Origin of the sequence: Mesorhizobium sp. Mes31 (assembly GCF_024519675.1) — a bacterium.
Lineage (GTDB): Bacteria > Pseudomonadota > Alphaproteobacteria > Rhizobiales > Rhizobiaceae > Mesorhizobium.
The window spans coordinates 40,003-60,624 of record NZ_JALJRL010000021.1 but is presented as its reverse complement, the minus strand read 5'-3'; the positions used below and the strand labels follow the sequence as shown (position 1 = coordinate 60,624).

Genomic DNA, 20,622 nt, shown 5'->3' with positions numbered 1-20,622 from the left:
CGATTGCGGTGAAGGACGAAGACGATGCTCATTGAAGGAAAATGGACGGCCAACTGGCAGCCGGTGCAGGCAAGCGATGCCAAGGGCGGCTTCGTCAGGCAGGTTTCCGGCTTTCGCAACTGGGTGACGCCCGACGGCAGCGCCGGACCGACGGGTGATGCCGGTTTCGCCGCCGAAGCGGGCCGCTATCATCTCTATGTCGCGCTCATCTGCCCCTGGGCATCCCGCACACTGATCGCGCGCAAGCTCAAGCGGCTTGAGGACGCCATTTCCATCAGCATCGTCAACCCGCGCCTGGATGATGAAGGCTGGGCGTTCGGCGGCTATCCCGGCACTGGCCCTGACGACATCAACGGGGCCCGCCATCTGCACGAAATCTATACGAGAGCCGACCCGCTCTATACCGGGCGTGCCACCGTGCCGGTCCTTTGGGACAAGCAGCTTGGCACCATCGTCAACAACGAGAGCGCCGATATCGTGCGCATGCTCAACTCGGGCTTCGGCGACCTCGCAAGCGGACCGGATCTCTATCCCGCGCCGTTGCGGGCCGAGATCGACGCGCTCAACGCGGATATCTATCCACGGCTCAACAACGGCGTCTACCGCGCCGGCTTCGCCATCACGCAGATCGCCTATGAGGAAGCCTTCGATGACGTGTTCTCGATGCTCGATAGTCTCGAGGCCCGGCTCGACAAGGGTGGGCCTTTCCTTCTGGGCGATGCCCTGACCGAGGCCGACATCAGGCTATTCGTCACCCTGGTGCGCTTTGACGCCGCCTATCACGGCCTGTTCAAATGCAATCTGCGGCGCCTCGCCGACTATCCGGCGCTGAGTGCCTATATGGCTGCGATGCTTGCCGTGCCGGGGGTCGCTGAAACCGTCAGCATCGAGCACATCAAGGCCGGCTACTATTCGGTCAAGGCCCTCAACCCCAACGGCATCGTGCCGAAAGGGCCCGACCTGCCGGGCCTGGCGCCCGTCTCCGTGACAGGGCAGAGCTGATGGATCGCGGCCTGGTCATTCTCTTGCACGGCGTCGGCAGCAACGGCGCCAACATGGCAGTGCTCGGTCGGGCGCTGGCACACGCACTGCCCGGCTTCGCCTTCGAAAGCCCTGATGCGCCCCATGGCAGCGGCCCGCATCGCGAATGGTTCAGCGTCATCGGCGTCACCGAGGCCAACCGCCCCGGGCGCGTCGTCGCGGCGCGGCCCGGCTTTGACGCGGTTGTCGCCACTCTGATCGAGCAACACGGTTACTCGAATGCGCTTGATCGCGTAGCCCTGCTCGGCTTTTCACAAGGCTCGATCATGGCACTCGACGCGCTGGCCAGCGGACGTTGGGCTGTGGGGGCGGTGGTCGCTTTCTCGGGACGCCTGGCATCGCCGCCACCCCTCGCGCCCGCGACCGGCACGCCATTGCTCCTGGTTCACGGCGACGCCGACCCGATCATGCCTTCTGGCGAGAGCATCCGGGCGGCGGAGCAGCTAAAGGCGGCCGGTGTCCGGGCCAGGATCGCGATCGAGCCCGGTCTCGGCCACCAGGTTTCAAACGCCGGCCTCGCCGAAGCAGCCAGGTTCCTCGACGAAATCCTGCCCCGATTGGGCCAATAGCCGTTCTGCGCTGCCCATCTTGCTCCGGCGCTTCCTGCCCGGTGCGCCCGACATGCTCTGGACCCGACCGTTACGGTTCTGGCCCCAAGGGCGTCGCCCCGGCCGCCGCCGTTGCAGATCAATCGCAGCGACGTTATATAGCCCGTGTCGGAAAAGGCAGACTTGGTTTGGTAAGCCCAAGTCCTTTCGGTAACGGAAGCTCTGGTCTTTGGCTTCGTGCACGAGATCCCCACGACGAACATCGGACGCTGCTCAAGCGTCCAACCGTTCGTCCGTGTGGTGTTCAAGCTCGAGGAACGCTCCGGTCGAACATCGACCAAGGAGTAGTCCATGCACGACCTGCATCCCCCCCTTTATGACGTCGTAATTTCCGGAAGCGGCCCAGTCGGCTTGTTTCTCGCCTGTGAGTTGCGCCTCGCCCGGCTGTCGGTGCTGGTGCTGGAGCAGGCCGAAGACCCGCGCTCGCCGTTGAAGCGGCTTCCCTTCGGCATGCGCGGCCTTTCCGTGCCCACCATCGAGGCCTTCCACCGTCGCGGCCTGCTGGACGACATTGCAGCGCCGCCCGCGAACGATGGCTCGGGCGGCGGCAAATTGGCCGCCGCGCACTGGATGCAGCAGCCGCGCCGCCCGGGCGGCCATTTCGCCGGCATCCAGTTCTACCTCGACGCCGTCAACACCGCGAAATGGCCCTATCGCCTGCCAGGCCCGGCGGGCACCGGCATGGCGGTCGAGATGGAGCATCTCGAAACCGTGCTTGCCGCCCGCGCGAGCGCCATGGGCGTCGAGATCAGGCGCGGCCTCGGCGTCGATGGCTTCAGCCAGTCGGATAAGGAAGTGACCGTCCGCGCCGGCGGCGAGATTTTTCACGCACGCTGGCTCGTCGGTTGCGATGGCGGCCGCAGCACGGTCCGCAAGCTTGGCGGCTTTGCGTTCACCGGCACCGAGGCCGAGTTCACCGGTTATTCCGTTGAAGTCGAGATGGCCGATCCGGACAGGCTGAGCCTGGGCCGCCACTACACGCCGGCGGGCATGTACACCTACTCACGGCCAGGCACCATCGCGATGGTCGACTTCGACGGCGGCGCCTTCCACCGAACCCGGCCGATCACGCTCGAGCATGTGCAGGCGGTGTTGCGCCGCGTCTCCGGCACCGAGGTCACCTTGACCGCTCTCCATCTCGCCACGACTTGGACCGATCGCGCCTACCAGGCGACCGCCTACCGCAACAAGCGGGTGCTGCTCGCCGGCGACGCCGCGCACATCCATTCTCCCTTGGGCGGCCAGGGGCTCAATCTCGGGCTCGGCGACGCAATGAACCTCGGCTGGAAGCTCGCCGCGACCATCCGCGGCGACGCGCCGGCCGGCCTGCTCGACAGCTATTTCGATGAGCGGCACCCGGTGGGGGCGCAGGTTCTCGACTGGTCGCGCGCCCAGGTCGCGCTGATGCGGCCGAGCCGCAGTTCACGCGCGCTCGAAGCCATCATCCGCGATCTCATCGGCACCCGCGACGGCGCGACCTATTTCGCCGAGCGGGTATGGGGTGTTTCCCTCCGCCACGATCTTGGCGGCAGTCACCCACTGGAGGGCCGCAGCGCGCCCGATTTCGAACTGGCCGACGGGACGAGGCTCGGCGAACGCTTGAGGAACGGGCGAGGCCTGCTGCTGGACTTCGATGCCCACCCTCCCCTTCAAGCGCTCGCAAGCCGCTGGAGCGGCCGGATCACCTATGTCGCGGGAGACGCCAGGGATCGGCTGGGCCTGAGCGCCGTGCTGGTGCGCCCCGATGGCATCGTCGCCTGGGCCGCTGAGGCTGAACCTGATTTCGAGGAGGCCACCCAGGCCGCGGCGCGATGGTTTGGCGAACCCGAATAAGTGCGTGCGCGTGCCAAAGGAACTGTTTGAGCCTGATTTCGGTTGTCTGCTGTGCAACCTATCATTCCATGAAGGCGCCCGATGAGCGAACATGAAACATGGCAAGCAAGAAGCGCGGCTCTTTTCGAAAGATCCTGAGTGGCCTCGTGGCGGCAATTGCTGCCGCGCCTGATCGCACGTCCGGGCCGGGCGTGAGCAGCACCGCCTCTGTGGTCGCAGAATGGCCGCTGCCGCCATCAGCGACGCTTGGCTCCTCCTTGCGCCTGAAGGGGATCGAACGCGAAATTCGAGCCCGCCTGCCGTGGACGGTGAGGAAGTTCGCCAAGGCTGAAACGGGCCGCATCGTTTTGCGCATGTTGCAAGCCGATGCGGATGCGTTCCAGGCCGCATCGGCAACCATCTCCAGGACGCTGGAGGGGGTCGAAGCACTGGCCGTGCTTCCGCGCGAGGCGGAGGACATTCTCACCATCTCCGCCCGCGAGCGTCACAAATGGCTCAAGGATGGTCGCCTGAAAAGCATAGGCACCCGTACCGTGAAGATGCGCGGGCGATCCAAGTCCGTCACCTTCCATGTCTTCGATCCACGCCACATCGAGGACATTCTCGATCGTGACCTGGCGAGCGCGTGGCGGGAGGAAGATGCGCAGGAAGCATCCGAGAACAGACGGCGCGGTGCCGGCAAGGCCGCGCTGACGCGAGCCGGAAAACGAGAGCGCAAGGCGCGCGGTCCCAGGAATTCGGGAAAGGATGATGCTCCACGGCCAAAGCTGGAAGGCTGGGACACGTTCGAGGCCGAAGGCCTGCTGCGCTAGAACGTGGCCGCCTTCCTTCGGTTCAGTCGCGAAATCCAGTGGCCGAAAAACGAGATAGCTTGTCGGAAATGACGCCGGCCGTTCGTCCTCTGGGCGCAACCAGGAACCGACACCCGACCAATCACCCGGAGCTGCCAATGACCCCCACCATCACAGCCTTTGAACGATCGCCCGATGGCGGCAAGGGACTGGCGCGCGATACGCGCGTTCGCTGGGCTCTCGAAGAAGTCGGGCAGCCCTATGAGGTTCGTCTCGTTTCCTTCGCGCAGATGAAGGCGCCTGGCCATCTGGCCATCCATCCCTTCGGCCAGATCCCCACCTATGAGGAAGGTTCTCTGTGCCTTTTCGAGACCGGCTCGATCATCTTTCATCTAGCCGAGCAGCATGCGGGCCTGCTGCCCCGGGAACGCGATGCGCGCGCGCGCGCCATCACCTGGATGTTTGCCGCACTCAACACCGTCGAGCCGCCCATCCTCGAATTGACGACAGCAAGAATATTCGAAGCTGACAGGTCCTGGAGCGCGGAGCGCCTGCCGTTGGTAAAGGACCGTGTTCGCGCCCGGCTGGACAAGCTCTCGGCTCACTTGGGCGGCGCCGACTGGCTTGATGATGCGTTCAGCGCCGGCGATCTGTTGATGGTATCGGTGCTGCTTCGCCTGAGAATGTCCGGCATTCTGGACGAATATCAAAACCTGGCCGCCTATGTTGCGCGCGGGGAAGCTCGGCCCGCTTATGGCAGAGCTTTCGCCGCGCAATTTGCGATCAACGCCCCATCATAAAGCTGGGCCGACAGCAGGTTGGAACCTTTCGGAGCGACCACAGCGGCGGTGTGCGGACGTCAGGCGAACGCGGCCGCAGCGGGCGGCGGGTCACGATCGTCAGGGAGCGGAACGGGAGCGTGTCCGGCATAGAAGGCACTCAAGCGTGCCTGCCCGTTCGAACGCGACCAGAGTATCCCCTCCAGTTTGAACATGTTTGCGAGCGGCATCGTGGCATGGATGACGACGGCAACATCGCGGCTTTCCTGGTCCCCGATCCGGCCGTGGCGGTTCTTCAGTTCGCCGGTGATGCTGCCGACATAATCCGCAGGCGTCACCACCTCGACCCTCATGATCGGCTCAAGCAGTTGCACGCCGAGATGCGGCGCGGCTTCGCGACAGCAGGTGCGGCTCGCAACCTCGAAAGCCAAGGCGGAGGAATCGGTCTCGTGCCAGGCGCCGTCCACCAGCATAGCCTTGACGCCGATCATCGGAAAGCCCGCGAACGGCCCCGCCGACAGAGCGCTGCGCAGCCCCTTTTCGACCCCCGCCACATACTCGTCCGGGATCGCACCGCCGACGATCCTGGACGCGAACACCAAGTCCGGATTGTACGCGTTCGGCTCGAACATAATCTTGACGCGGGCGAACTGACCCGTGCCGGCGAATAGCTTCTTGTGGGTGTAGTCCTGCTGGTGGCTGCGGGTGATCGTCTCGCGATAGGCAACCTGCGGGGCGCCGACATTCACCGCAAGATTGAACTCGCGGCGCACGCGGTCAATGATGCTGTCGAGTTCCACTTCGCCCGTGGCGGCGATGATCGTCTGACCGGATTCCTCATCCCATTTGACGTGGAAGCAGGGATCCTCGTCCGCCAACCTCGACAGGGCGATACGCAACTTCCCCCCATCGGCTCTCGACTTCGCCTCGATCGCGATTTGCAGCAAAGGCCATGGCGCGGCAGGTTTTTCCATGACGATATGCTTGCAGGTTGGCCGGATGTCCGCAACGGGTGAGGCACGTTGACGATCTAATGTCGGCCGCAGCTACGGCGCCGTTGCCTACCGAAACCAATCAGCGGTCCTGCGACCAGGTCCCCAGGCCGGCCATGTCCGTCAGGCGGATCGCGGCCAGCGTATCGATTTCCTTCGAGATCGGCGTCTGCCGGGTGCTCTGCGCCTCAGGTTCGCTCTTCGCGGTGGTGAAGCGGGCTTGGCCAATCATGGCTCGAACGGCAGTCAGCATGTAGGATGTCCCTTCGCTTGTCCTGACGCTGAGAACTTGGCGGATGCATTTGCGTTCCAAAGGCTGGTGACATAAACGCTCGCGTCCAGCGCTTCGACCCTGGGATCAATGTGCTGATCGATGTCGGGGGCGGTATGACCTCGAGAGCGGGCCAATATATGTGAGCCAGGCAAGCCTCTGGGCTCACGGCGGCTACGGATACTTCGCCTTTGCGACCGCCGGGCTCAAATCGCCCTGCAATTCCTTCGGCAGCGGAAGGCTCGAGCATTGCAGGTGCACCTGGCGGGCGAACAGCTTCCGCTGCTTCTGCTCGGCCTCCTTGGTGGCCGCTATGATGCCTAACCCATACGGGCCAAGTGCCGCGAATTCCCAACCCGGATGTTGTTTCTCGCGAACCGCGTAGTCCGAAGCCTGCGCCCGGGCCTGCTGGCATTCCGGCGACGCCCATTTCTGGTCCTGTTGCGAAAGCGACGCCCCATAGTCGACCGGAGACGTCGCGCATCCAGCCACCGTCGCGGCCAACGCCGACACCGCAATTCCCATCGCAATTCTCATCCGAAGCCCTTCCCGTGAATCGCATCATCTTAAATTCCGCATGACCGTAGCGAAATGGCCGGCGCCATATATCTGGCAGGCCCCCTCGCGGGTAAAGACGCTCCGTTTTGCCTGAGGCTTCCCATGCTTGGCGACGATGAGACCACCGCTTTCGGCATGCCTTGCCGGCGCCTCCGCCGACCAATCACGTATACGCGATGTCCAGCCCCTGCGCTTGCCATCGGACCCGCTTCGTGGCGATCTGCTCGCCGCCAGATTCAGGCCAAGTGCTTGGAACCAATGACAGGCGAGACTGTTCAATTGTAACTTTGATACGCTGACGAGCCCGGCCGGGTAAGCGGCGACCTCCAGGAGCTCCCATCATGAGAATTTCGTCCGGATTTCGTTCAATCGCGGTTGCCGCCATCGCCACCGCTGGTATTGGCTTTGCCAGCGCCGCGCATGCCGACAGCGGCACGATCCGCTTCGCCGTCTACAAGGCGGCTTTCTTCGTCGGTGGCTCCGGCGGCGAGGGCACGTTCACCTTCCATGGCAAAAGCTATCCCATCTCGGTCGGTGCCGTCTCGGGCGGCCTCGCCTTCGGCGTTTCCAAGACCTATTTCCGCGGTACCGTGCGCCACATCAGGCGTGCACGCGATGTGACGGGTGTCTACGGTGCGGCGGGCGGTGGCGGAGCGATCGGCAAAGGCGCCCAGGTGATCGTCATGACCAATGACAAGGGCGCCCAACTCGAACTCACAGGCAAGCAGGTCGGCCTGCAAGTCAACGCCGATCTCAGCGGCATGGCCATCTCGCTGAAGTAAGCGCCCTCACCCCGTTCCTTCGACGGACAAGAGGTCAGACGGAAAACTCCAGAGGGCGGCGTCAACTCGACAGCCGCCTTTTTCCGGGCCGAAGACCGGAAGCTTTTGATACAGACATGAGATTGGACCCATGGCTCTCAAACGGATGGACAATGTCGGAATCGTCGTCGATGACCTCGAAGAGACGATCGATTTCTTTCGCGAGCTCGGCCTTGAGCTCGAAGGGCGGGCCACGATCGAAGGAGAATGGGCCGGACGTGTCACTGGACTGGGCGATCAGCGCGTCGAGATTGCCATGATGCGCACACCAGACGGCCACAGCCGCCTCGAGCTATCCCGTTTTCTCACGCCGCCAGCCGTCGCGGACCACCGCAACGCCCCGGTTAACGCTCTGGGCTACCTCCGCGTCATGTTCACCGTGGACGACGTCAACGATACGCTTGAGAGGCTCCGCAATCGCGGCGCGCAGCTCGTAGGCGAAGTCGTCCAGTACAAGGACGCGTATCGGCTCTGCTACATTCGCGGGCCTGGAGGCCTCCTCATCGGACTCGCCCAGGAACTCAGCTGAGCGCAAGACGCCGACAATGACGAAGGGCAACCAATGTCAGCGAGCGCGTCTCACACAAAGGATCCGTTGTGAAACTAGCTCCTCAGTCCCGGCGCCTCCTGCCCCGTCCGCTCCACATATTCCGTATAGCCGCCGCCATAGGTATGGATGCCTTCGGGTGTCAGCTCCAGCACGCGGTTGGAAAGCGCGGCCAGAAAATGCCGGTCGTGCGAGACGAACAGCATGGTGCCTTCATATTGCGACAGCGCCTCGATCAGCATCTGCTTGGTGGCGATGTCGAGATGGTTGGTAGGCTCGTCCAGCACCAGAAGGTTGGGCGGGTCGAACAGCATCAGCGCCATCACCAGCCGCGCCTTTTCGCCGCCTGACAGCACGCGGCATTTCTTCTCGATCTCGTCGCCGGAAAAGCCGAAGCAGCCGGCGAGTGCCCTGAGCGGCGCCTGGCCGGCCTGCGGAAACGCGTCCTCCAGCGTCTGGAACACGGTGCGCTCGCCTTCCAGCAGCTCCATGGCGTGCTGGGCGAAATAGCCCATCTTGACGCTCGGGCCGCGCGCCACAGTGCCATTGTCCGGGTCGGAAGCGCCGGCCACCAGCTTCAGCAGCGTCGACTTGCCGGCTCCGTTGACGCCCATGATGCACCAGCGCTCGCGGCGGCGGACCTGGAAGTCGAGCCCCTCATAGATGCTGCGGTTGCCATAGGCCTTGTGCACGTTCTTCAAGGTGACGACATCCTCGCCGCAGCGCGGCGCCGGCTGGAATTCGAAATTCACGATCTGGCGCCGCTTGGGCGGCTCGACCCGGTCGATCTTGTCGAGCTTCTTCACCCGGCTCTGCACCTGGGCGGCGTGCGAGGCGCGCGCCTTGAAGCGCTCGATGAAGGCGATCTCCTTGGCCAGCATCGCCTGCTGGCGCTCGAACTGCGCCTGCTGCTGCTTGTCGGCGATCGCCCGCTGCTGCTGGTAGAATTCGTAATTGCCGGAATAGGCGGTGAGCGAACCGGCATCGATCTCGACGATCTTGTTGACGATGCGGTTCATGAACTCGCGGTCGTGCGAGGTCATCAGCAGCGCGCCGTCATAGCCCTTCAGGAAGGATTCCAGCCAGATCAGGCTTTCGAGGTCGAGATGGTTGGACGGCTCGTCGAGCAGCATGACATCGGGGCGCATGAGAAGGATGCGCGCCAGCGCCACGCGCATCTTCCAGCCGCCGGACAATTTGCCGACGTCTCCGTCCATCATCTCCTGCGAAAAGCCGAGACCGTCGAGCACCTCGCGCGCGCGGCCGTCGAGCGCATAGCCGTCGAGCTCCTCGAAGCGGTGCTGCGCCTCGCCATATTTCTCGATGATCTCGTCCATGCGGTCGGCCTGGTCGGGGTCGGCCATGGCCGCTTCCAGTTCAGCCATCTCGGCCGCCACGTCGCTCACCGGTCCGGCGCCGTTCATCACTTCGGCGACCGCGCTATGGCCCGCCATGTCGCCGACATCCTGGCTGAAATAGCCGATGGTGACGCCGCGATCGACCTGCACCTGGCCTTCGTCCGGCTGCTTCTGGCCGGTGATCATGCGAAACAGTGTCGTCTTGCCGGCGCCATTGGGTCCGACGAGGCCGACCTTCTCGCCCTTCTGCAGCGAGGCCGACGCCTCGATGAAGACGAGCTGACGGCCGTTCTGCTTGCTGATGCTTTCAAGTCTGATCATGGGGAATCCGGGCTGCGATGAAAGGATTTGCCCGGCGCCTTACGCGAAGGATGGCGGCAAAGGAAGAGGCAGTAGCGCCGCAGCGGCGGGACGCTCTTCCTTCTCCCCTTGTGGGAGAAGGTGGATCGGCGCGCAGCGCCGAGACGGTTGAGGGGTGCTGGACGGAATGATGCGTTGGTGTTTTCTTGAACACCCCTCATCCGACCGAGCTTCGCTCGGCCACCTTCTCCCACAGGGGGAGAAGGGAAAAATGCCCCCAGACACACTCCGGAAACAAGATTCAACAGTCCGGAAAAACTGGCGAAAAAATCGCCTGTCATAACCATCCCGCGGCGACCGAAGCGGGTCGCCGCACAGTGCAAAGGGATGGTCCCGACAATGCAACGACGTTCGACCGGATGGATGGGTGCCCTGACAGGCATTTCGCTCGCCATGCTTGCGGTCGCACAGTCGGGTGCGGAAGCGGCGGTGACCCGGAGCGAATATTGCAGCCGGCTCAGTCTTCAACTCGACGAGGCCATCGAAACCAAAGCCAGCCCCGGTGCCAATGCGACAGAGATCGCCGAGGCAACGGCACTCCAGAACAAGGCGAACCGGTTCTGTGCCGAGCGCAAGCAGGCACAAGGCATCCGGACCTTGGCCAACGCCTTGAAACTTCTTGGCGTGACGCCGGTCGACCTGAACCAGTGACAGCAATCAAACCCTGAAGGAATGTCGATCATGAACAAGCCCCTCCTCTCCGCGCTCGCCCTGGCCATTGCCCTCGGCCTCGCAATGCCGGTAGTCGGCGCCAGCACGGCCAATGCGGCCGCGACCACCACGGCCGCGACGAGCACTGCCCCGGCGGCGTCCGCTGCCGTCAGCAAACCGGTCCAGGCCGCCGCGCACAAGCACGTCAAGCACGTCAAGAAGCACCGCAAGCATGTGAAGAAGCACACCCACAAGCACACCGGCAAGAAGCACGGCAACAAGCACGCCAAGGCTTATTGATCACTCTCTTCCTGACTTCCTCCCCGGGAAAAGGCCGCCGCTCGGAAACGAGGGCGGCTTTTTCCTGCGCGCGGCCCGCGGGACCAAGCCCTGTCTGGCTACTTCTCACCCAGATACTGGAAAACGGCCTGCTTCCACCAGTCGCTTTCGACGGTCTGCAGCAAGGCGACATCGAGAGGCTTGCGCAACGGACTGCCGAGCGGCAGCGCAATGGCATATTGCTGCTGGTCGAAGGTCGCGTCGAGAACCTGCAGGCTCGTCGCGTAGTTCTGCCCGACGAGCCAGCCGAGCAAGGGTTTGTCGTGAACCAGCGCGTCGATCTTGCCGGCACGCAGCGCGTCGAGGCCTTCCTGGATCGAGGCGAAGCCTTGATGGCGGACATGCGTCGAATCCAGATAGGAAGCCGTCGACGAATCCCGCACGTTGCCGACCCTGACCGCGGCGAGGTCGCCTTCGCCCTGCACCATCCCTTCCATCTGCGTTACCGTCAGGACCGATGTGACGCCGGCGGTAAACACCGCAATCGCAATGATCGATCCCATCATCCAGATCGCGGCGAGCACGCGTCCCGGCACGGTTCGCGGGCCGAAGTCGCCGGTGCTGGCCTGCGTCGCGGCGATGGTCGACCACCACATGCTGGAAAACAGGCCCTTGGCGACGCCGCCGCCGAAATCATCGTTGTGGCGACGTTCGAACAGCCAGATCAAAACGCCGACAACGACCGATATGACGATCAGCGCCAGCACCGCCTGCAGGAAACCGAACGACGTCAGTGCATTTATCACCGGCCGCCATGACGGTTGATTGTTGAGCGGTGTCGCGATGCCGAGCCCGGTCGAGAAAAAGGGCTGCGTGAAGTCGACGGCCTTTTCGCGGTCGGCCGTGACGGTGATCGCGGCCATCGCCGCATCGAACTTGCCGCTGACGACGCCATCGATCTGGTCCTGCACGGTCGGCACCTCGACATAGCGGAAACGAAGGTTGAGCCGCCCGGCTATTTTCTGCCAGAGGTCGATGCTCAGTCCGGACCAACTGCCGTCCTGCAGTTTGAAGGCGAAAGGCGGCGCGGCCTTTATCCCGACCGAAATCTCCTTCGAAGACAGGTCGGAGGAAGTCTGGGCGACCGTGGCGCCAGCCCCGACACACGCGACGACGACAATGACAACCAGTGCCATCGTCCACGAAGCAACTCTTCTCAACGGCTACGGCTCCCAGCGGCTCCCAGCGACCAGCTTTGCCGCTCGATCATCGCGGCCTTTCGAAAAGTAGCCGCCGTGCCGTCCTTCGTCCATCGGCGATGTCGACGCCCGCCGCTCGGCGCACGACAGTCCAGGCGACGACTTGTCTAAAAACAAGCAGTTAGCGCAATTTCACGATTCAGATGTTGAACCGCCTCAAGCGACGCCAAGCGACGCCCGAACCTGCGGCCCGCTCATATCGCTGTCGAAGACATCGATGCCCCGATCAAACCGCCTCGCCTGCGACAATGGCCCGACCGTGCCGCCGATCATGCCCGCGCCCGGAATTTCGATCTTCATCTTCGCCTCCTCTTGAGCAGGATCGCCGGTCACCACGGCAGCCTTTTGCCGTCTCGGAAGAAGCCGCCGGTCGGGCCATCGTCCGGCAAGGTCGCGGCCCAGACGATGCCGGCCGCCCCTTGCGCGACCGGGCGTCCACCCGGTCCGCCCATGTCGGTGGCGACCCAGCCCGGACAGACGGCGTTGACCAGCACGCCGGTGCCGCGCAATTCCGCCGCCAGCACGCAGGTCAGCGCGTTGAGCGTCGCCTTCGACGTCGAATAGGCCGGCGCCCTTGCCCCCATCGAGGTCAGCGAGCCGCCCTCGGAGGAAACGTTGACCAGCCTGCCATGGCCACTGGCCTTCAGCAGCGGCGCAAACGCGGACGCCGCCCGCCAGGCGCCGAACACATTGGTCTCGAACGCCTCGCGGATCACCGTCCAGTCCGGCCGCAGCGCCCGCGCGCCGGTGTCATAGTGGATGGCGGCGTTGTTGATCAGCACGTCGAGACGACCGAACCGGCGCTGCACTTCAGTGGCCGCCTGCGATGCCGCGTCAGGCGCCGCCACATCGAACTGGATGGCCTCGACATGACCATCAAGTCCTTTCGCCGCCGCCTCGCCCTTGGCGAGATCACGCACACCAAGCAGCACGGCGAAGCCGAGTTTTGCCAGCTGGCGCCCGGTTTCCAGGCCGATGCCGCGATTGGCGCCGGTGACGAGGGCGACCTTGCCCGAACGCGCTGTCTTCCCGGTCATCACGCAGCTCCCTTCGGGCCTCATCCAGTCCTGTTCGCTCCCGCGCACCGCAACCACGCGCAACAATCGCGCGGGCTGGATGGATTGATTAGACGCGGGACAATCATTGTTCGATGCAGTGCATGAATTGGGCGCGCAGCGGCAGCGTGTCAACTCGACTCCTGGCGCTGCTGCCGCTAACAGTCCGGCCGATTGACACGATGCGGGACAACAGCCTCGGATGCTCGACCTTGATCTGCTGGCACTGGGCGGGCTGCTGCTGACGCCCGGACCGACCAACATCCTTCTGGCCTTTTCGGCCGTTTCGTCGGGAGTGCGGCACACGGTGCCGATGCTGGCCGCGGCCGTGCTTGCCTACATGGTGATCATCCTGGCGGTCGCCGCCCTCGCCGCCCTGATCCCGGCCGCGAACCAGGTGGAGCTGCGGACGGGCGTGCGGATCTGTGCGGTGCTGTGGCTGCTCTGGCTCGCCTACAGCGTCTGGACCACGAAGGACGACGGCGCCGAGGTCCGGCTGGTCACGGTGAGGCAGGTCTTCGTCACCACGCTGATCAATCCCAAGGCGATGATCGTCGCGCTGCTGGTCCAGAGCGAAGGCATGACAGCGCAGTTTCTGGTCACCATCGCCGCGCTGGTCGCGCTTGCCGGAGCGGCCTGGATCGTCGTTGGTCTGGTGGTCCGCCGCAGCGGCTCAAACCTGCTCGGCCAGCGGTCGCTGCGCCGAGCCAGCGCCATCTGCCTTGCCGGCTTCGGCATCATCCTTGCCGGCAGCAGCCTGTAGCACCGCCTCGGACCGGCGCCGGATGCCCGGCGCAGGAATCGGGTGGCGAGTGGCGAGGCCGCATGCGAACGCTATTCCCACCACGGCGGAAGGATGGGCCATGCTCACGCTCCATGATTATTTGCCATCGCAGAATGGCTGGAAGGTCCGGGTCCTGCTCGGGCTGCTCGACATCCCGTATGACAGTCGCATTGTCTCGATCTTCGAGGGCGAGAGCCACACCGACGCCTTCCTTGACCTCAACCCGGCCGGTGCGGTCCCCGTGCTTCAGCTCGAAGACGGGAGCGCCATCGCCGAATCCAATGCGATCCTCACCTACCTCGCCGAAGGGACGCCCTTTTTGCCGGCGGACCGCTATCGCCGCGCGAAGGTCATGCAGTGGCTGTTCTTCGAACAATACAATGTCGAGCCGGTCATCGGCTCGCTGCGCTTTTGGACGCTGACCGGACGGCTCGACCGCAACCAGGGCATGGTTGCGGGCAAGCGCGAAGCCGGCGCCCGCACACTCGCAGCCCTGGATCGCAGCCTCGGCGATACGCCGTTTCTCATCGGCAACGACTTCACGATCGCCGATATCGCCGTCTATGCCTACAGCCATCGCGCCGAGGATTGCGGCTTCCGTCTCTCGGACTACCCGGCATTCGTTGCATGGGCTGGCCGCGTGCGCGACGCCATCGGCCCCGGCTACCCGGTGCACCCATACAGCATCGATCCGCACTCGGGCGCCTGAAAGGCCCTATTTCTTGCCCTGCGGATGGATCGTCTCGCCGCGCTTCAGCATCGCGACGAAGGTCTCGATCTTCTTCTTGCGCCCGGCCTCGGTCTTCATGTTGTGGGTGCGGAAGGCAAGCGCGAAGCGGTTCTGTGCGCTGAGCTTGTCCAGCATCTCTTTCGCTGCCGGTTCGGCGTCGATGGCTGCCTGCAGGTCGTCGGGGATCTTCATCTCCTTGCCGCTGCCGTAGGCGCGCGCCCAGCGCCCGTCCGCCTTGGCCGCCTCGACCTCTTTCAGCCCATGCTCGGTCATGCGGCCTTCCGCGACCAGCCGCGCGACGTTGTCGATGTTGATCTGGCTCCAGATGCTCTTCTTGCCGCGCGGCGTGTAGCGCTGCAGAAAGCTCTTGTCGTCCAGCCCCTTGCGCACCGCATCGATCCAGCCGAAGCACAGCACGACGTCGATGGCTTCCTTGGGCGTGATCGACTTCAGCCCGGACCCGACCTTGTGCACCTTGATCCACACTTCGGTTTCGGTGGCGTGGTGCTTGCCGAGCCAGGCATGGAAGCTGGCCGGGTCCGGGAATTCCCTGACCTTGCCTGGGTCGACCTTGACCGGCGCCATCAGCCGGCCTGCCCGTGCAGTGCTCTTGCCGCTTGCATCACCATGTCTCCTGCTTCCCTGTCGCTTCCGCCGCCAGAATCGCGGCCATCGTCATCGGCCGGCATCTTGGCATGGGTCCCTGTCAGTTTGCGTCAGCAAACTTGTCGGCGCGTACGGCGTTCCTTCGCGCCCCCCTCTGTCCTGCCGGACATCTCCCCCACAAGGAGGGAGATTGGCGGCTCCGCCGACGGCATTCTTCCTGCAAACTTGGAGATTGGCGAAAGCCGAGGTGACATTCGATCTCCCCCCGAGTGGGGGAGATGTCCGGCAGGACAGAGGGGGGCGCTCAAGCGCCACTTGGCCAAGCTTCCATGCCTCACCGCGCCACCATCGGCATTTCCGATAACAGCATCGGTTTCTTCCGTTTCCGCTTGCCGGGCCGAACTGCCAATCCCTGCCCTTGTCCATCCAAACGAAGGCAGAGCGGTATGAAAATCTCGAACCAGAAAATCCTCATCGTAGGCGGCGGCTCCGGCATGGGCCTGGCGTTGGCCAGGCGCTGCGTGGAGGCCGGTGCAAAGACCATCATCGCCGGACGCGGCGAGGACAGGCTGCGGCAGGCACGCGAGGTGCTGGGCAATCCCCCCGGCCTGGAGGTCACCGCTATCGACATCACCCGCGAGGACGAGGTCGCGGCACTTTTCGCCGGGATGGGCGGGCTCGACCACATCGTCAGCACCGCCGCCGACATCGAAGGCGCCTATCAGCTGTTGCCGGCGCTTGAACTCAAGGCGGCGCAACGCGTGGTCGAGAGCAAGCTCTACGGCCCGCTGCTGCTCGCCAAGCACGGCGCGCCGCTGCTTGGCGTCAGCGGCTCGATGACCTTCGTCTCCGGCATCGCCGCCTATCGGCCGGCCGCGCGCGGCTCGGTGGTCGCCGCTGTCAATGCCGCGCTCGAAGGGCTGGTGCGGGCGCTGGCGGTGGAACTGGCGCCGATCCGCGTCAACGCCGTCTCGCCCGGCTGGGTCGACACCACGATCTGGGCGAAGGTTGTCGGCGACAGGAAAGACGAGACGCTTGGTGCGATGGCCGAGCGGCTGCCGGTCGGGCGGATCGGTCAACCCGACGATATCGCCGACGCCATCTTCTTCCTGATCGGCAACGGTTTCACGACAGGAACGACCCTGCATGTGGAGGGCGGGCATCGCCTGGTCTAGAGCCTGTTCCATCCCGATGGAATCGGGATGGGGCTCTATCTCTTTGTTTGAGCATGATCTTTCCCGAAAACCGGGTTCCACTTTTCGGGATCATGCTCTAGGCGGTGGCGGCTTTCCGTCAGGAGTTGTTTGCAAACAAGGCTTTGGAACGATTGGCCGATTCAAGTCCTGAACTCGCCTCGGAGCGAGAGGGCACCGGCGCCAGCGTGTCGCGCACGGCGGCGAGCAAGTGCCGGAGCGCCGGCGGCTGAACGCGCCGGCGCCGCCAGATCATCGTCAGCGGCGCCGTCTGTGCCTGGCCGGGCCACGGCAGTTCGACGATGTCGCCGCGCGCGAGCGCATCGGTGACGGCAAGGCGTGGAACGAGGCCGAGCCCCGCGCCGGCGGCCACCAGCCGTGCAATAGCGCCGATGCTGCCGACTTCGGCGGCAAGTTTTGGCGCATCGACACCCGCCTCGGCAAAGGCTGTGTCGAACATGTGCCGGTAGATGCATCCGGGCTCGGTCGCCACGAAGCGCAGTGTGGCAAGCCCGGCAAGGCCGCCTGGCGCGGTGCCCTGTGCCGGAGCCGCGATAAGGACCAGCGGTTCGGCCACGATGGTGCGCCTGGCGAGGCGTTCATCGGACGCGCCCTGCGCAAAGCCGCGACGGTCGAAGCAGAACGCGACATCGACGTCGCCGTCCTCGAGCTGGCGCAGCAGCGTACCGCTGTCGGTCACTTTCATCCGCACGGTGATGTCGGGATGGCTGGCCTGGAATCCTGGCAGCCAGGGCGCCAGCCGGGCGGAGGCGATCGTCTCCAGCGCGCCGATGGTCAGCACTCCCATCGTCTGCCCCGCCGCCGCCTGCACGGCAGCGCGCGCCTCGCCATCGAGCCGCAGCAGGTCTTCGGCGATGGGCTTCAGCGCCAGCCCCGCCGGCGTCAGCTCCAGACCCGTTTTCGCGCGGGTGAACAGGGCCGCGCCAAGCTCGGCCTCGAGCACCTGGATCTGGTCGCTGACGCTTGACTGGGCAAGGTGCACCGTCTCGGCGGCGCGGGTGATGTTGCGGCTTCGCGCCACCGCCAGGAAGGTCTTGAGCAGTCTCGGATGCATCGTCGGGCGAAGCGCCTACTGCAGCTGCGGCTTTTTCAGGAAACTGCCGCGGTCGGCCGACTTGACGCGCAGCCAGGTTTCGCGGCCGTCGCGCACCACCCGCATCGGGATCTCGGCGCCGGCCGAACCGCTCTCCCAAAGCTTGCGATAGAAATCGGCGAGCCCATCGACCGCGCCGTCGCGGACCTCGGAAATGACGTCCCCCTGGCGCAGGCCGGCCTTGGCCGCCGGACCGCCCTCGGTCACGCTCATCACCACCACCCTGCCATCGCTTTCGGCCGAGAGGGCGCCGAGCCACGGGCGCGGCGGCTTGGCCACCTGGCCGCGCGTCAGGAGATCGTCGAGAATGGGCGGCAACAGATCGATGGGCACGATCATGTTTATATCGGCCACTTCGCCGTTGCGGCTCATCTGCAGGCGCAGCGAACCGATGCCGAGCAGCGAACCATCGGCACCGAACAGCCCGGCACCGCCCCAGGACGGGTGCGCCGGTGCGATGAAGATCGCCTCGTCGAGCAGATATTCCCAGTAACCGGCGAATTCCTGCTTGGTGACGATCCTGGACTGGACCGAGCGGCCGACGCCGTCGGCAAGCACCACGGCGTCGCCGACCTTGGCCTTGCCGGCATCGCCAAGCGCCACGGCCGGCAGGCCGAGCGGCGCCAGCGCCTGCACCAGGCCGAAGCCCGATTCCTGGTCGTAGGCCAGCGCGTGCGCGGGGATGACGCGGCCGTCCTGGCTGGTCAGCCAGACCTCCTCCGCTTCGGTGATGAGATAGCCGATGGTCAGCACCAGCCCGTCGTCACGGATGACGACGCCGCTGCCTTCCCTGAGCGTGCCGAGCGCTCCGGCCGTGAAGGCATCGTCGGGAACGGTGGCCCGCACGGCGACGACGGAGCGCGGATTGGGAGTGATGGTCATGCTGTCATTCCTGGTACGTGGTATTTCTATAGGTATGCCACGCAGGAGATGGTGCAAGGGGTGAGGAACGGTGGCCGGAGGCCACGAAAAGCCAATTGCTTGGCTTTTCGAGTTTCGAACGCCCTGAGCCTGCGAAGGGCCGGGTAAGAGACCTTCATAAACAATAGTTCAACGCAAGTTGAACTTCCCCGTCCGCAGCCCTAGCTGTAGATGGACCGCCCTTCCTTCCCACAAGCCCCCCAAGACACGAGGCCCCGAGATGACTGACTACACCCCGCCGAAAGTATGGACCTGGAACAAGGCGAATGGCGGCGCCTTCGCCAGCATCAACCGGCCGATCGCCGGGCCGACGCATGACAAGGAACTGCCGGTCGGCAAGCACCCGCTGCAGCTCTATTCGCTGGCGACGCCGAACGGCGTCAAGGTGACCGTGATGCTCGAGGAACTGCTGGCGCGCGGCCACAAGGGCGCCGAATACGACGCCTGGCTGATCAGGATCAACGATGGCGACCAGTTCGGCAGCGGCTTCGTCGAGGTCAACCCAAACTCCAAGATCCCCGCCCTGATGGACCGCAGCGGCAAGACGCCGGTCCGCGTCTTCGAATCCGGCTCGATCCTCGTTTATCTCGCCGAGAAGTTTGGCGAATTCCTGCCAACCGAACAGCCGGCCCGCGCCGAAGTCCTGTCATGGCTGTTCTGGCAGATGGGCTCGGCGCCGTATCTGGGCGGCGGCTTCGGCCATTTCTACGCCTATGCGCCGGAAAAATTCGAATATGCCATCGACCGCTTCTCGATGGAGGTGAAGCGCCAGATGGACGTGCTGGACCGTCGCCTCGCCGTATCAGAATATCTCGGCGGCAAGGACTACACCATCGCCGACATGGCGGTGTGGCCCTGGTATGGCGGGCTGGCGCTTGGCCGCATGTACAATGACTCCGGCGAGTTCCTGTCCGTGCAGGACTACAAGAACGTGCAGCGCTGGGCGCAGGCGATCGACGCCCGCCCGGCTGTCAAGCGCGGCCGCATGGTCAACCGCGCCTTTGGCGAGCCGGCCCTGCAACTGCACGAGCGCCACGACGCCAGCGACTTCGACACGAAGACGCAGGACAAACTGGCGGCCGAGTAAACCCAGCCGAAAACGTGCCAACCTCCCTCGTGGGGACGGTTGGCCGCTTCAGCCCACCCGTTCCTTCTCGACCGCCGACATCCACAGTCGGTCGATGTCGGCAAGGAATGTCTCGTCGATCTCGTCGAGATGGTTCCAGTACATGCCGTCCTCGTAGAAATAGCCGAGGTCCTTCTCGATCTCCTCGGCCTTTTCGGCCTTGTCGAGCCGGATGTTGCCGAGGATTTCCGCCCTCATTTCGGCAATCCGCGCCAGCGAAAGACCGCCGAGCGCGTCGAAGGCGAGCCTGGGAAAGACCAGCCGGCTGCGCGGCAGGTCCGGCAGATTGATGCACAGGCAGCCATGCTGCAGCCCCTGCACGAGCAGGCGCGCCGACTTGGCCTCGAGGTTGCGCAGGGTGACGTCGTCGCGCAAGGGATCGGGACGGCCGATGCCGTAGAAATGCGTCTTGCCCGGCCGGTCGTAGATCATGTCGCAGCCCAGGAATGCCAGCACATCGGGCTTCTGGCTGTGAATGGTCCAGTAGGCGGCGGTCAGCGCCATCGTGGCGCCGGCATAGACGAAGCCCCCGAAGGCGTTCTGCGCCGGAACATACTGCGTGGCGCTGAATATTTGAGCCTGCCGCAAACTCGCGTCGTGGGGCAGCCGGTCCGACGGGAAATCGCCGGCATGGACGAGGAAATCCCAGTCGGGGCGCACGCGCCAGGCATTGTTGATGGCAACGATCCGGCTGAAGGCCTGCTTCGGCCACGGCTCGCAACGCACCGCGTCGGGCGCACTGCCAAGCAGAAGCATGATGCGGGGCGCGTCGTCGCGAACACTCATCTCGACTGGCTGGATGGTCATCGAAGGGCTTTCAGGTCTTCCGCCGAAAAGGCCGGCCGCGAAAGCCAGCGCACGAATGTCCCGCATGGTCGCACCCTGCACCCTGGCGGGCCGGTTTTCCAGCCCAAAGCATGCGGCCGATCACGCGGGTCGCGGCGA

23 protein-coding genes and 1 pseudogene are annotated in these 20,622 nt (G+C 64.6%); 13 read left to right on the top strand and 11 right to left on the bottom strand.

Features of this window, described 5'->3' with window-relative positions; genetic code table 11:
* The first annotated feature begins 24 nt into the window (after positions 1–24).
* The 5 genes from NR193_RS27470 to NR193_RS27450 all read left to right on the top strand — a co-directional run bounded on the left by NR193_RS27470 (position 25) and on the right by NR193_RS27450 (position 5,073).
* Positions 25–1,002, top strand: coding sequence for a glutathione S-transferase family protein (locus NR193_RS27470; RefSeq protein ID WP_256753845.1), 978 nt, complete (start codon positions 25–27; stop codon positions 1,000–1,002).
* Positions 1,002–1,610, top strand: a complete 609-nt coding sequence (locus NR193_RS27465; RefSeq protein ID WP_256753844.1) for an alpha/beta hydrolase — start codon at positions 1,002–1,004, stop codon at positions 1,608–1,610. The genes NR193_RS27470 and NR193_RS27465 overlap by 1 nt, the downstream gene beginning before the upstream one ends.
* Before the next feature lie 330 nt (positions 1,611–1,940).
* Complete coding sequence (locus tag NR193_RS27460; RefSeq protein WP_256753843.1) at positions 1,941–3,482, top strand: FAD-dependent monooxygenase; 1,542 nt, start codon at positions 1,941–1,943, stop codon at positions 3,480–3,482.
* Between the two features lie 98 nt (positions 3,483–3,580).
* A complete protein-coding gene (locus NR193_RS27455) occupies positions 3,581–4,294 on the top strand; it encodes a hypothetical protein (protein ID WP_256753842.1) in 714 nt (237 codons plus the stop codon).
* A 137-nt stretch (positions 4,295–4,431) separates the two neighbouring features.
* Positions 4,432–5,073: a glutathione S-transferase family protein gene (locus NR193_RS27450; RefSeq protein ID WP_256753841.1), complete on the top strand. Its 642-nt coding sequence runs from the start codon at positions 4,432–4,434 to the stop codon at positions 5,071–5,073.
* A gap of 59 nt (positions 5,074–5,132) precedes the next feature.
* Here the strand turns inward: NR193_RS27450 and fusA are convergent.
* The 3 genes and pseudogenes from fusA to NR193_RS27435 form a co-directional block, all read right to left on the bottom strand.
* Positions 5,133–6,038, bottom strand: a pseudogene (gene fusA, locus NR193_RS27445) (elongation factor G); the annotation flags it as partial.
* 88 nt (positions 6,039–6,126) lie between these two features.
* Entirely contained in the window at positions 6,127–6,297 is a 171-nt protein-coding gene (locus NR193_RS27440) for a hypothetical protein (protein WP_256753840.1), read from the bottom strand.
* A gap of 192 nt (positions 6,298–6,489) precedes the next feature.
* Positions 6,490–6,852: a hypothetical protein gene (locus NR193_RS27435; protein ID WP_256753839.1), complete on the bottom strand. Its 363-nt coding sequence runs from the start codon at positions 6,850–6,852 to the stop codon at positions 6,490–6,492.
* Positions 6,853–7,214: 362 nt separating this feature from the next.
* On the opposite strand from NR193_RS27435, the gene NR193_RS27430 reads away from it, so the two are divergent.
* Positions 7,215–7,655: a hypothetical protein gene (locus NR193_RS27430; protein ID WP_256753838.1), complete on the top strand. Its 441-nt coding sequence runs from the start codon at positions 7,215–7,217 to the stop codon at positions 7,653–7,655.
* 130 nt (positions 7,656–7,785) lie between these two features.
* A complete protein-coding gene (locus NR193_RS27425; protein ID WP_256753837.1) occupies positions 7,786–8,223 on the top strand; it encodes a VOC family protein in 438 nt (145 codons plus the stop codon).
* Positions 8,224–8,297: 74 nt separating this feature from the next.
* Here the strand turns inward: NR193_RS27425 and NR193_RS27420 are convergent, their stop codons facing one another.
* A complete protein-coding gene (locus NR193_RS27420) occupies positions 8,298–9,920 on the bottom strand; it encodes an ABC-F family ATP-binding cassette domain-containing protein (RefSeq protein WP_256753836.1) in 1,623 nt (540 codons plus the stop codon).
* 378 nt (positions 9,921–10,298) lie between these two features.
* Between NR193_RS27420 and NR193_RS27415 the strand changes: the two genes are divergently transcribed.
* Positions 10,299–10,610 (top strand): hypothetical protein, encoded by a 312-nt coding sequence (locus NR193_RS27415; protein ID WP_256753835.1) that lies wholly within the window; start codon positions 10,299–10,301, stop codon positions 10,608–10,610.
* A gap of 30 nt (positions 10,611–10,640) precedes the next feature.
* Positions 10,641–10,910, top strand: a complete 270-nt coding sequence (locus NR193_RS27410) for a hypothetical protein (protein ID WP_256753834.1) — start codon at positions 10,641–10,643, stop codon at positions 10,908–10,910.
* Between the two features lie 98 nt (positions 10,911–11,008).
* On the opposite strand, the gene NR193_RS27405 is transcribed toward NR193_RS27410, so the two are convergent.
* The 3 genes from NR193_RS27405 to NR193_RS27395 all read right to left on the bottom strand — a co-directional run bounded on the left by NR193_RS27405 (position 11,009) and on the right by NR193_RS27395 (position 13,185).
* The gene (locus NR193_RS27405; RefSeq protein ID WP_256753833.1) at positions 11,009–12,085 is read right to left on the bottom strand and encodes a transporter substrate-binding domain-containing protein; all 1,077 of its coding nucleotides are present in this window, start codon (positions 12,083–12,085) and stop codon (positions 11,009–11,011) included.
* 219 nt (positions 12,086–12,304) lie between these two features.
* The gene (locus NR193_RS27400; protein WP_256753832.1) at positions 12,305–12,448 is read right to left on the bottom strand and encodes a hypothetical protein; all 144 of its coding nucleotides are present in this window, start codon (positions 12,446–12,448) and stop codon (positions 12,305–12,307) included.
* Positions 12,449–12,477: 29 nt separating this feature from the next.
* On the bottom strand, positions 12,478–13,185 hold the full coding sequence (locus NR193_RS27395) for an SDR family oxidoreductase (RefSeq protein WP_256753831.1): 708 nt from the start codon (positions 13,183–13,185) through the stop codon (positions 12,478–12,480).
* A gap of 220 nt (positions 13,186–13,405) precedes the next feature.
* On the opposite strand from NR193_RS27395, the gene NR193_RS27390 reads away from it, so the two are divergent.
* Positions 13,406–13,966, top strand: a complete 561-nt coding sequence (locus NR193_RS27390) for a LysE family translocator (RefSeq protein ID WP_256753830.1) — start codon at positions 13,406–13,408, stop codon at positions 13,964–13,966.
* A gap of 100 nt (positions 13,967–14,066) precedes the next feature.
* Entirely contained in the window at positions 14,067–14,696 is a 630-nt protein-coding gene (locus NR193_RS27385) for a glutathione S-transferase family protein (protein WP_256753829.1), read from the top strand.
* 6 nt (positions 14,697–14,702) lie between these two features.
* Here NR193_RS27385 and NR193_RS27380 read toward each other — a convergent pair whose 3' ends face one another.
* Positions 14,703–15,302 (bottom strand): YdeI family protein, encoded by a 600-nt coding sequence (locus NR193_RS27380; RefSeq protein ID WP_256753828.1) that lies wholly within the window; start codon positions 15,300–15,302, stop codon positions 14,703–14,705.
* A gap of 467 nt (positions 15,303–15,769) precedes the next feature.
* Here NR193_RS27380 and NR193_RS27375 point away from each other — a divergent pair, with 467 nt between their 5' ends.
* A complete protein-coding gene (locus NR193_RS27375) occupies positions 15,770–16,498 on the top strand; it encodes an SDR family oxidoreductase (protein WP_256753827.1) in 729 nt (242 codons plus the stop codon).
* 118 nt (positions 16,499–16,616) lie between these two features.
* Here NR193_RS27375 and NR193_RS27370 read toward each other — a convergent pair whose 3' ends face one another.
* Both NR193_RS27370 and NR193_RS27365 read right to left on the bottom strand, forming a co-directional pair.
* Entirely contained in the window at positions 16,617–17,591 is a 975-nt protein-coding gene (locus tag NR193_RS27370) for a LysR family transcriptional regulator (RefSeq protein ID WP_256753826.1), read from the bottom strand.
* Between the two features lie 15 nt (positions 17,592–17,606).
* Positions 17,607–18,512, bottom strand: coding sequence for a S1C family serine protease (locus tag NR193_RS27365; protein WP_256753825.1), 906 nt, complete (start codon positions 18,510–18,512; stop codon positions 17,607–17,609).
* A gap of 259 nt (positions 18,513–18,771) precedes the next feature.
* Here NR193_RS27365 and yghU point away from each other — a divergent pair, with 259 nt between their 5' ends.
* Entirely contained in the window at positions 18,772–19,638 is an 867-nt protein-coding gene (gene yghU, locus NR193_RS27360) for a glutathione-dependent disulfide-bond oxidoreductase (RefSeq protein WP_256753824.1), read from the top strand.
* A 48-nt stretch (positions 19,639–19,686) separates the two neighbouring features.
* On the opposite strand, the gene NR193_RS27355 is transcribed toward yghU, so the two are convergent.
* A complete protein-coding gene (locus tag NR193_RS27355) occupies positions 19,687–20,484 on the bottom strand; it encodes a hypothetical protein (RefSeq protein ID WP_256753823.1) in 798 nt (265 codons plus the stop codon).
* Between the last annotated feature and the right edge of the window lie 138 nt (positions 20,485–20,622).

Bases quoted from the DNA above. Each gene is read 5' to 3' on its own strand.
- NR193_RS27470 (WP_256753845.1), top strand. From the start codon at position 25: ATGCTCATTGAAGGAAAATGGACGGCCAACTGGCAGCCGGTGCAGGCA.
- NR193_RS27465 (WP_256753844.1), top strand. From the start codon at position 1,002: ATGGATCGCGGCCTGGTCATTCTCTTGCACGGCGTCGGCAGCAACGGC.
- NR193_RS27460 (WP_256753843.1), top strand. From the start codon at position 1,941: ATGCACGACCTGCATCCCCCCCTTTATGACGTCGTAATTTCCGGAAGC.
- NR193_RS27455 (WP_256753842.1), top strand. From the start codon at position 3,581: ATGGCAAGCAAGAAGCGCGGCTCTTTTCGAAAGATCCTGAGTGGCCTC.
- NR193_RS27450 (WP_256753841.1), top strand. From the start codon at position 4,432: ATGACCCCCACCATCACAGCCTTTGAACGATCGCCCGATGGCGGCAAG.
- NR193_RS27440 (WP_256753840.1), bottom strand. From the start codon at position 6,297: ATGCTGACTGCCGTTCGAGCCATGATTGGCCAAGCCCGCTTCACCACC.
- NR193_RS27435 (WP_256753839.1), bottom strand. From the start codon at position 6,852: ATGAGAATTGCGATGGGAATTGCGGTGTCGGCGTTGGCCGCGACGGTG.
- NR193_RS27430 (WP_256753838.1), top strand. From the start codon at position 7,215: ATGAGAATTTCGTCCGGATTTCGTTCAATCGCGGTTGCCGCCATCGCC.
- NR193_RS27425 (WP_256753837.1), top strand. From the start codon at position 7,786: ATGGCTCTCAAACGGATGGACAATGTCGGAATCGTCGTCGATGACCTC.
- NR193_RS27420 (WP_256753836.1), bottom strand. From the start codon at position 9,920: ATGATCAGACTTGAAAGCATCAGCAAGCAGAACGGCCGTCAGCTCGTC.
- NR193_RS27415 (WP_256753835.1), top strand. From the start codon at position 10,299: ATGCAACGACGTTCGACCGGATGGATGGGTGCCCTGACAGGCATTTCG.
- NR193_RS27410 (WP_256753834.1), top strand. From the start codon at position 10,641: ATGAACAAGCCCCTCCTCTCCGCGCTCGCCCTGGCCATTGCCCTCGGC.
- NR193_RS27405 (WP_256753833.1), bottom strand. From the start codon at position 12,085: ATGGCACTGGTTGTCATTGTCGTCGTCGCGTGTGTCGGGGCTGGCGCC.
- NR193_RS27400 (WP_256753832.1), bottom strand. From the start codon at position 12,448: ATGAAGATCGAAATTCCGGGCGCGGGCATGATCGGCGGCACGGTCGGG.
- NR193_RS27395 (WP_256753831.1), bottom strand. From the start codon at position 13,185: ATGACCGGGAAGACAGCGCGTTCGGGCAAGGTCGCCCTCGTCACCGGC.
- NR193_RS27390 (WP_256753830.1), top strand. From the start codon at position 13,406: ATGCTCGACCTTGATCTGCTGGCACTGGGCGGGCTGCTGCTGACGCCC.
- NR193_RS27385 (WP_256753829.1), top strand. From the start codon at position 14,067: ATGCTCACGCTCCATGATTATTTGCCATCGCAGAATGGCTGGAAGGTC.
- NR193_RS27380 (WP_256753828.1), bottom strand. From the start codon at position 15,302: ATGGCGCCGGTCAAGGTCGACCCAGGCAAGGTCAGGGAATTCCCGGAC.
- NR193_RS27375 (WP_256753827.1), top strand. From the start codon at position 15,770: ATGAAAATCTCGAACCAGAAAATCCTCATCGTAGGCGGCGGCTCCGGC.
- NR193_RS27370 (WP_256753826.1), bottom strand. From the start codon at position 17,591: ATGCATCCGAGACTGCTCAAGACCTTCCTGGCGGTGGCGCGAAGCCGC.
- NR193_RS27365 (WP_256753825.1), bottom strand. From the start codon at position 18,512: ATGACCATCACTCCCAATCCGCGCTCCGTCGTCGCCGTGCGGGCCACC.
- yghU (WP_256753824.1), top strand. From the start codon at position 18,772: ATGACTGACTACACCCCGCCGAAAGTATGGACCTGGAACAAGGCGAAT.
- NR193_RS27355 (WP_256753823.1), bottom strand. From the start codon at position 20,484: ATGACCATCCAGCCAGTCGAGATGAGTGTTCGCGACGACGCGCCCCGC.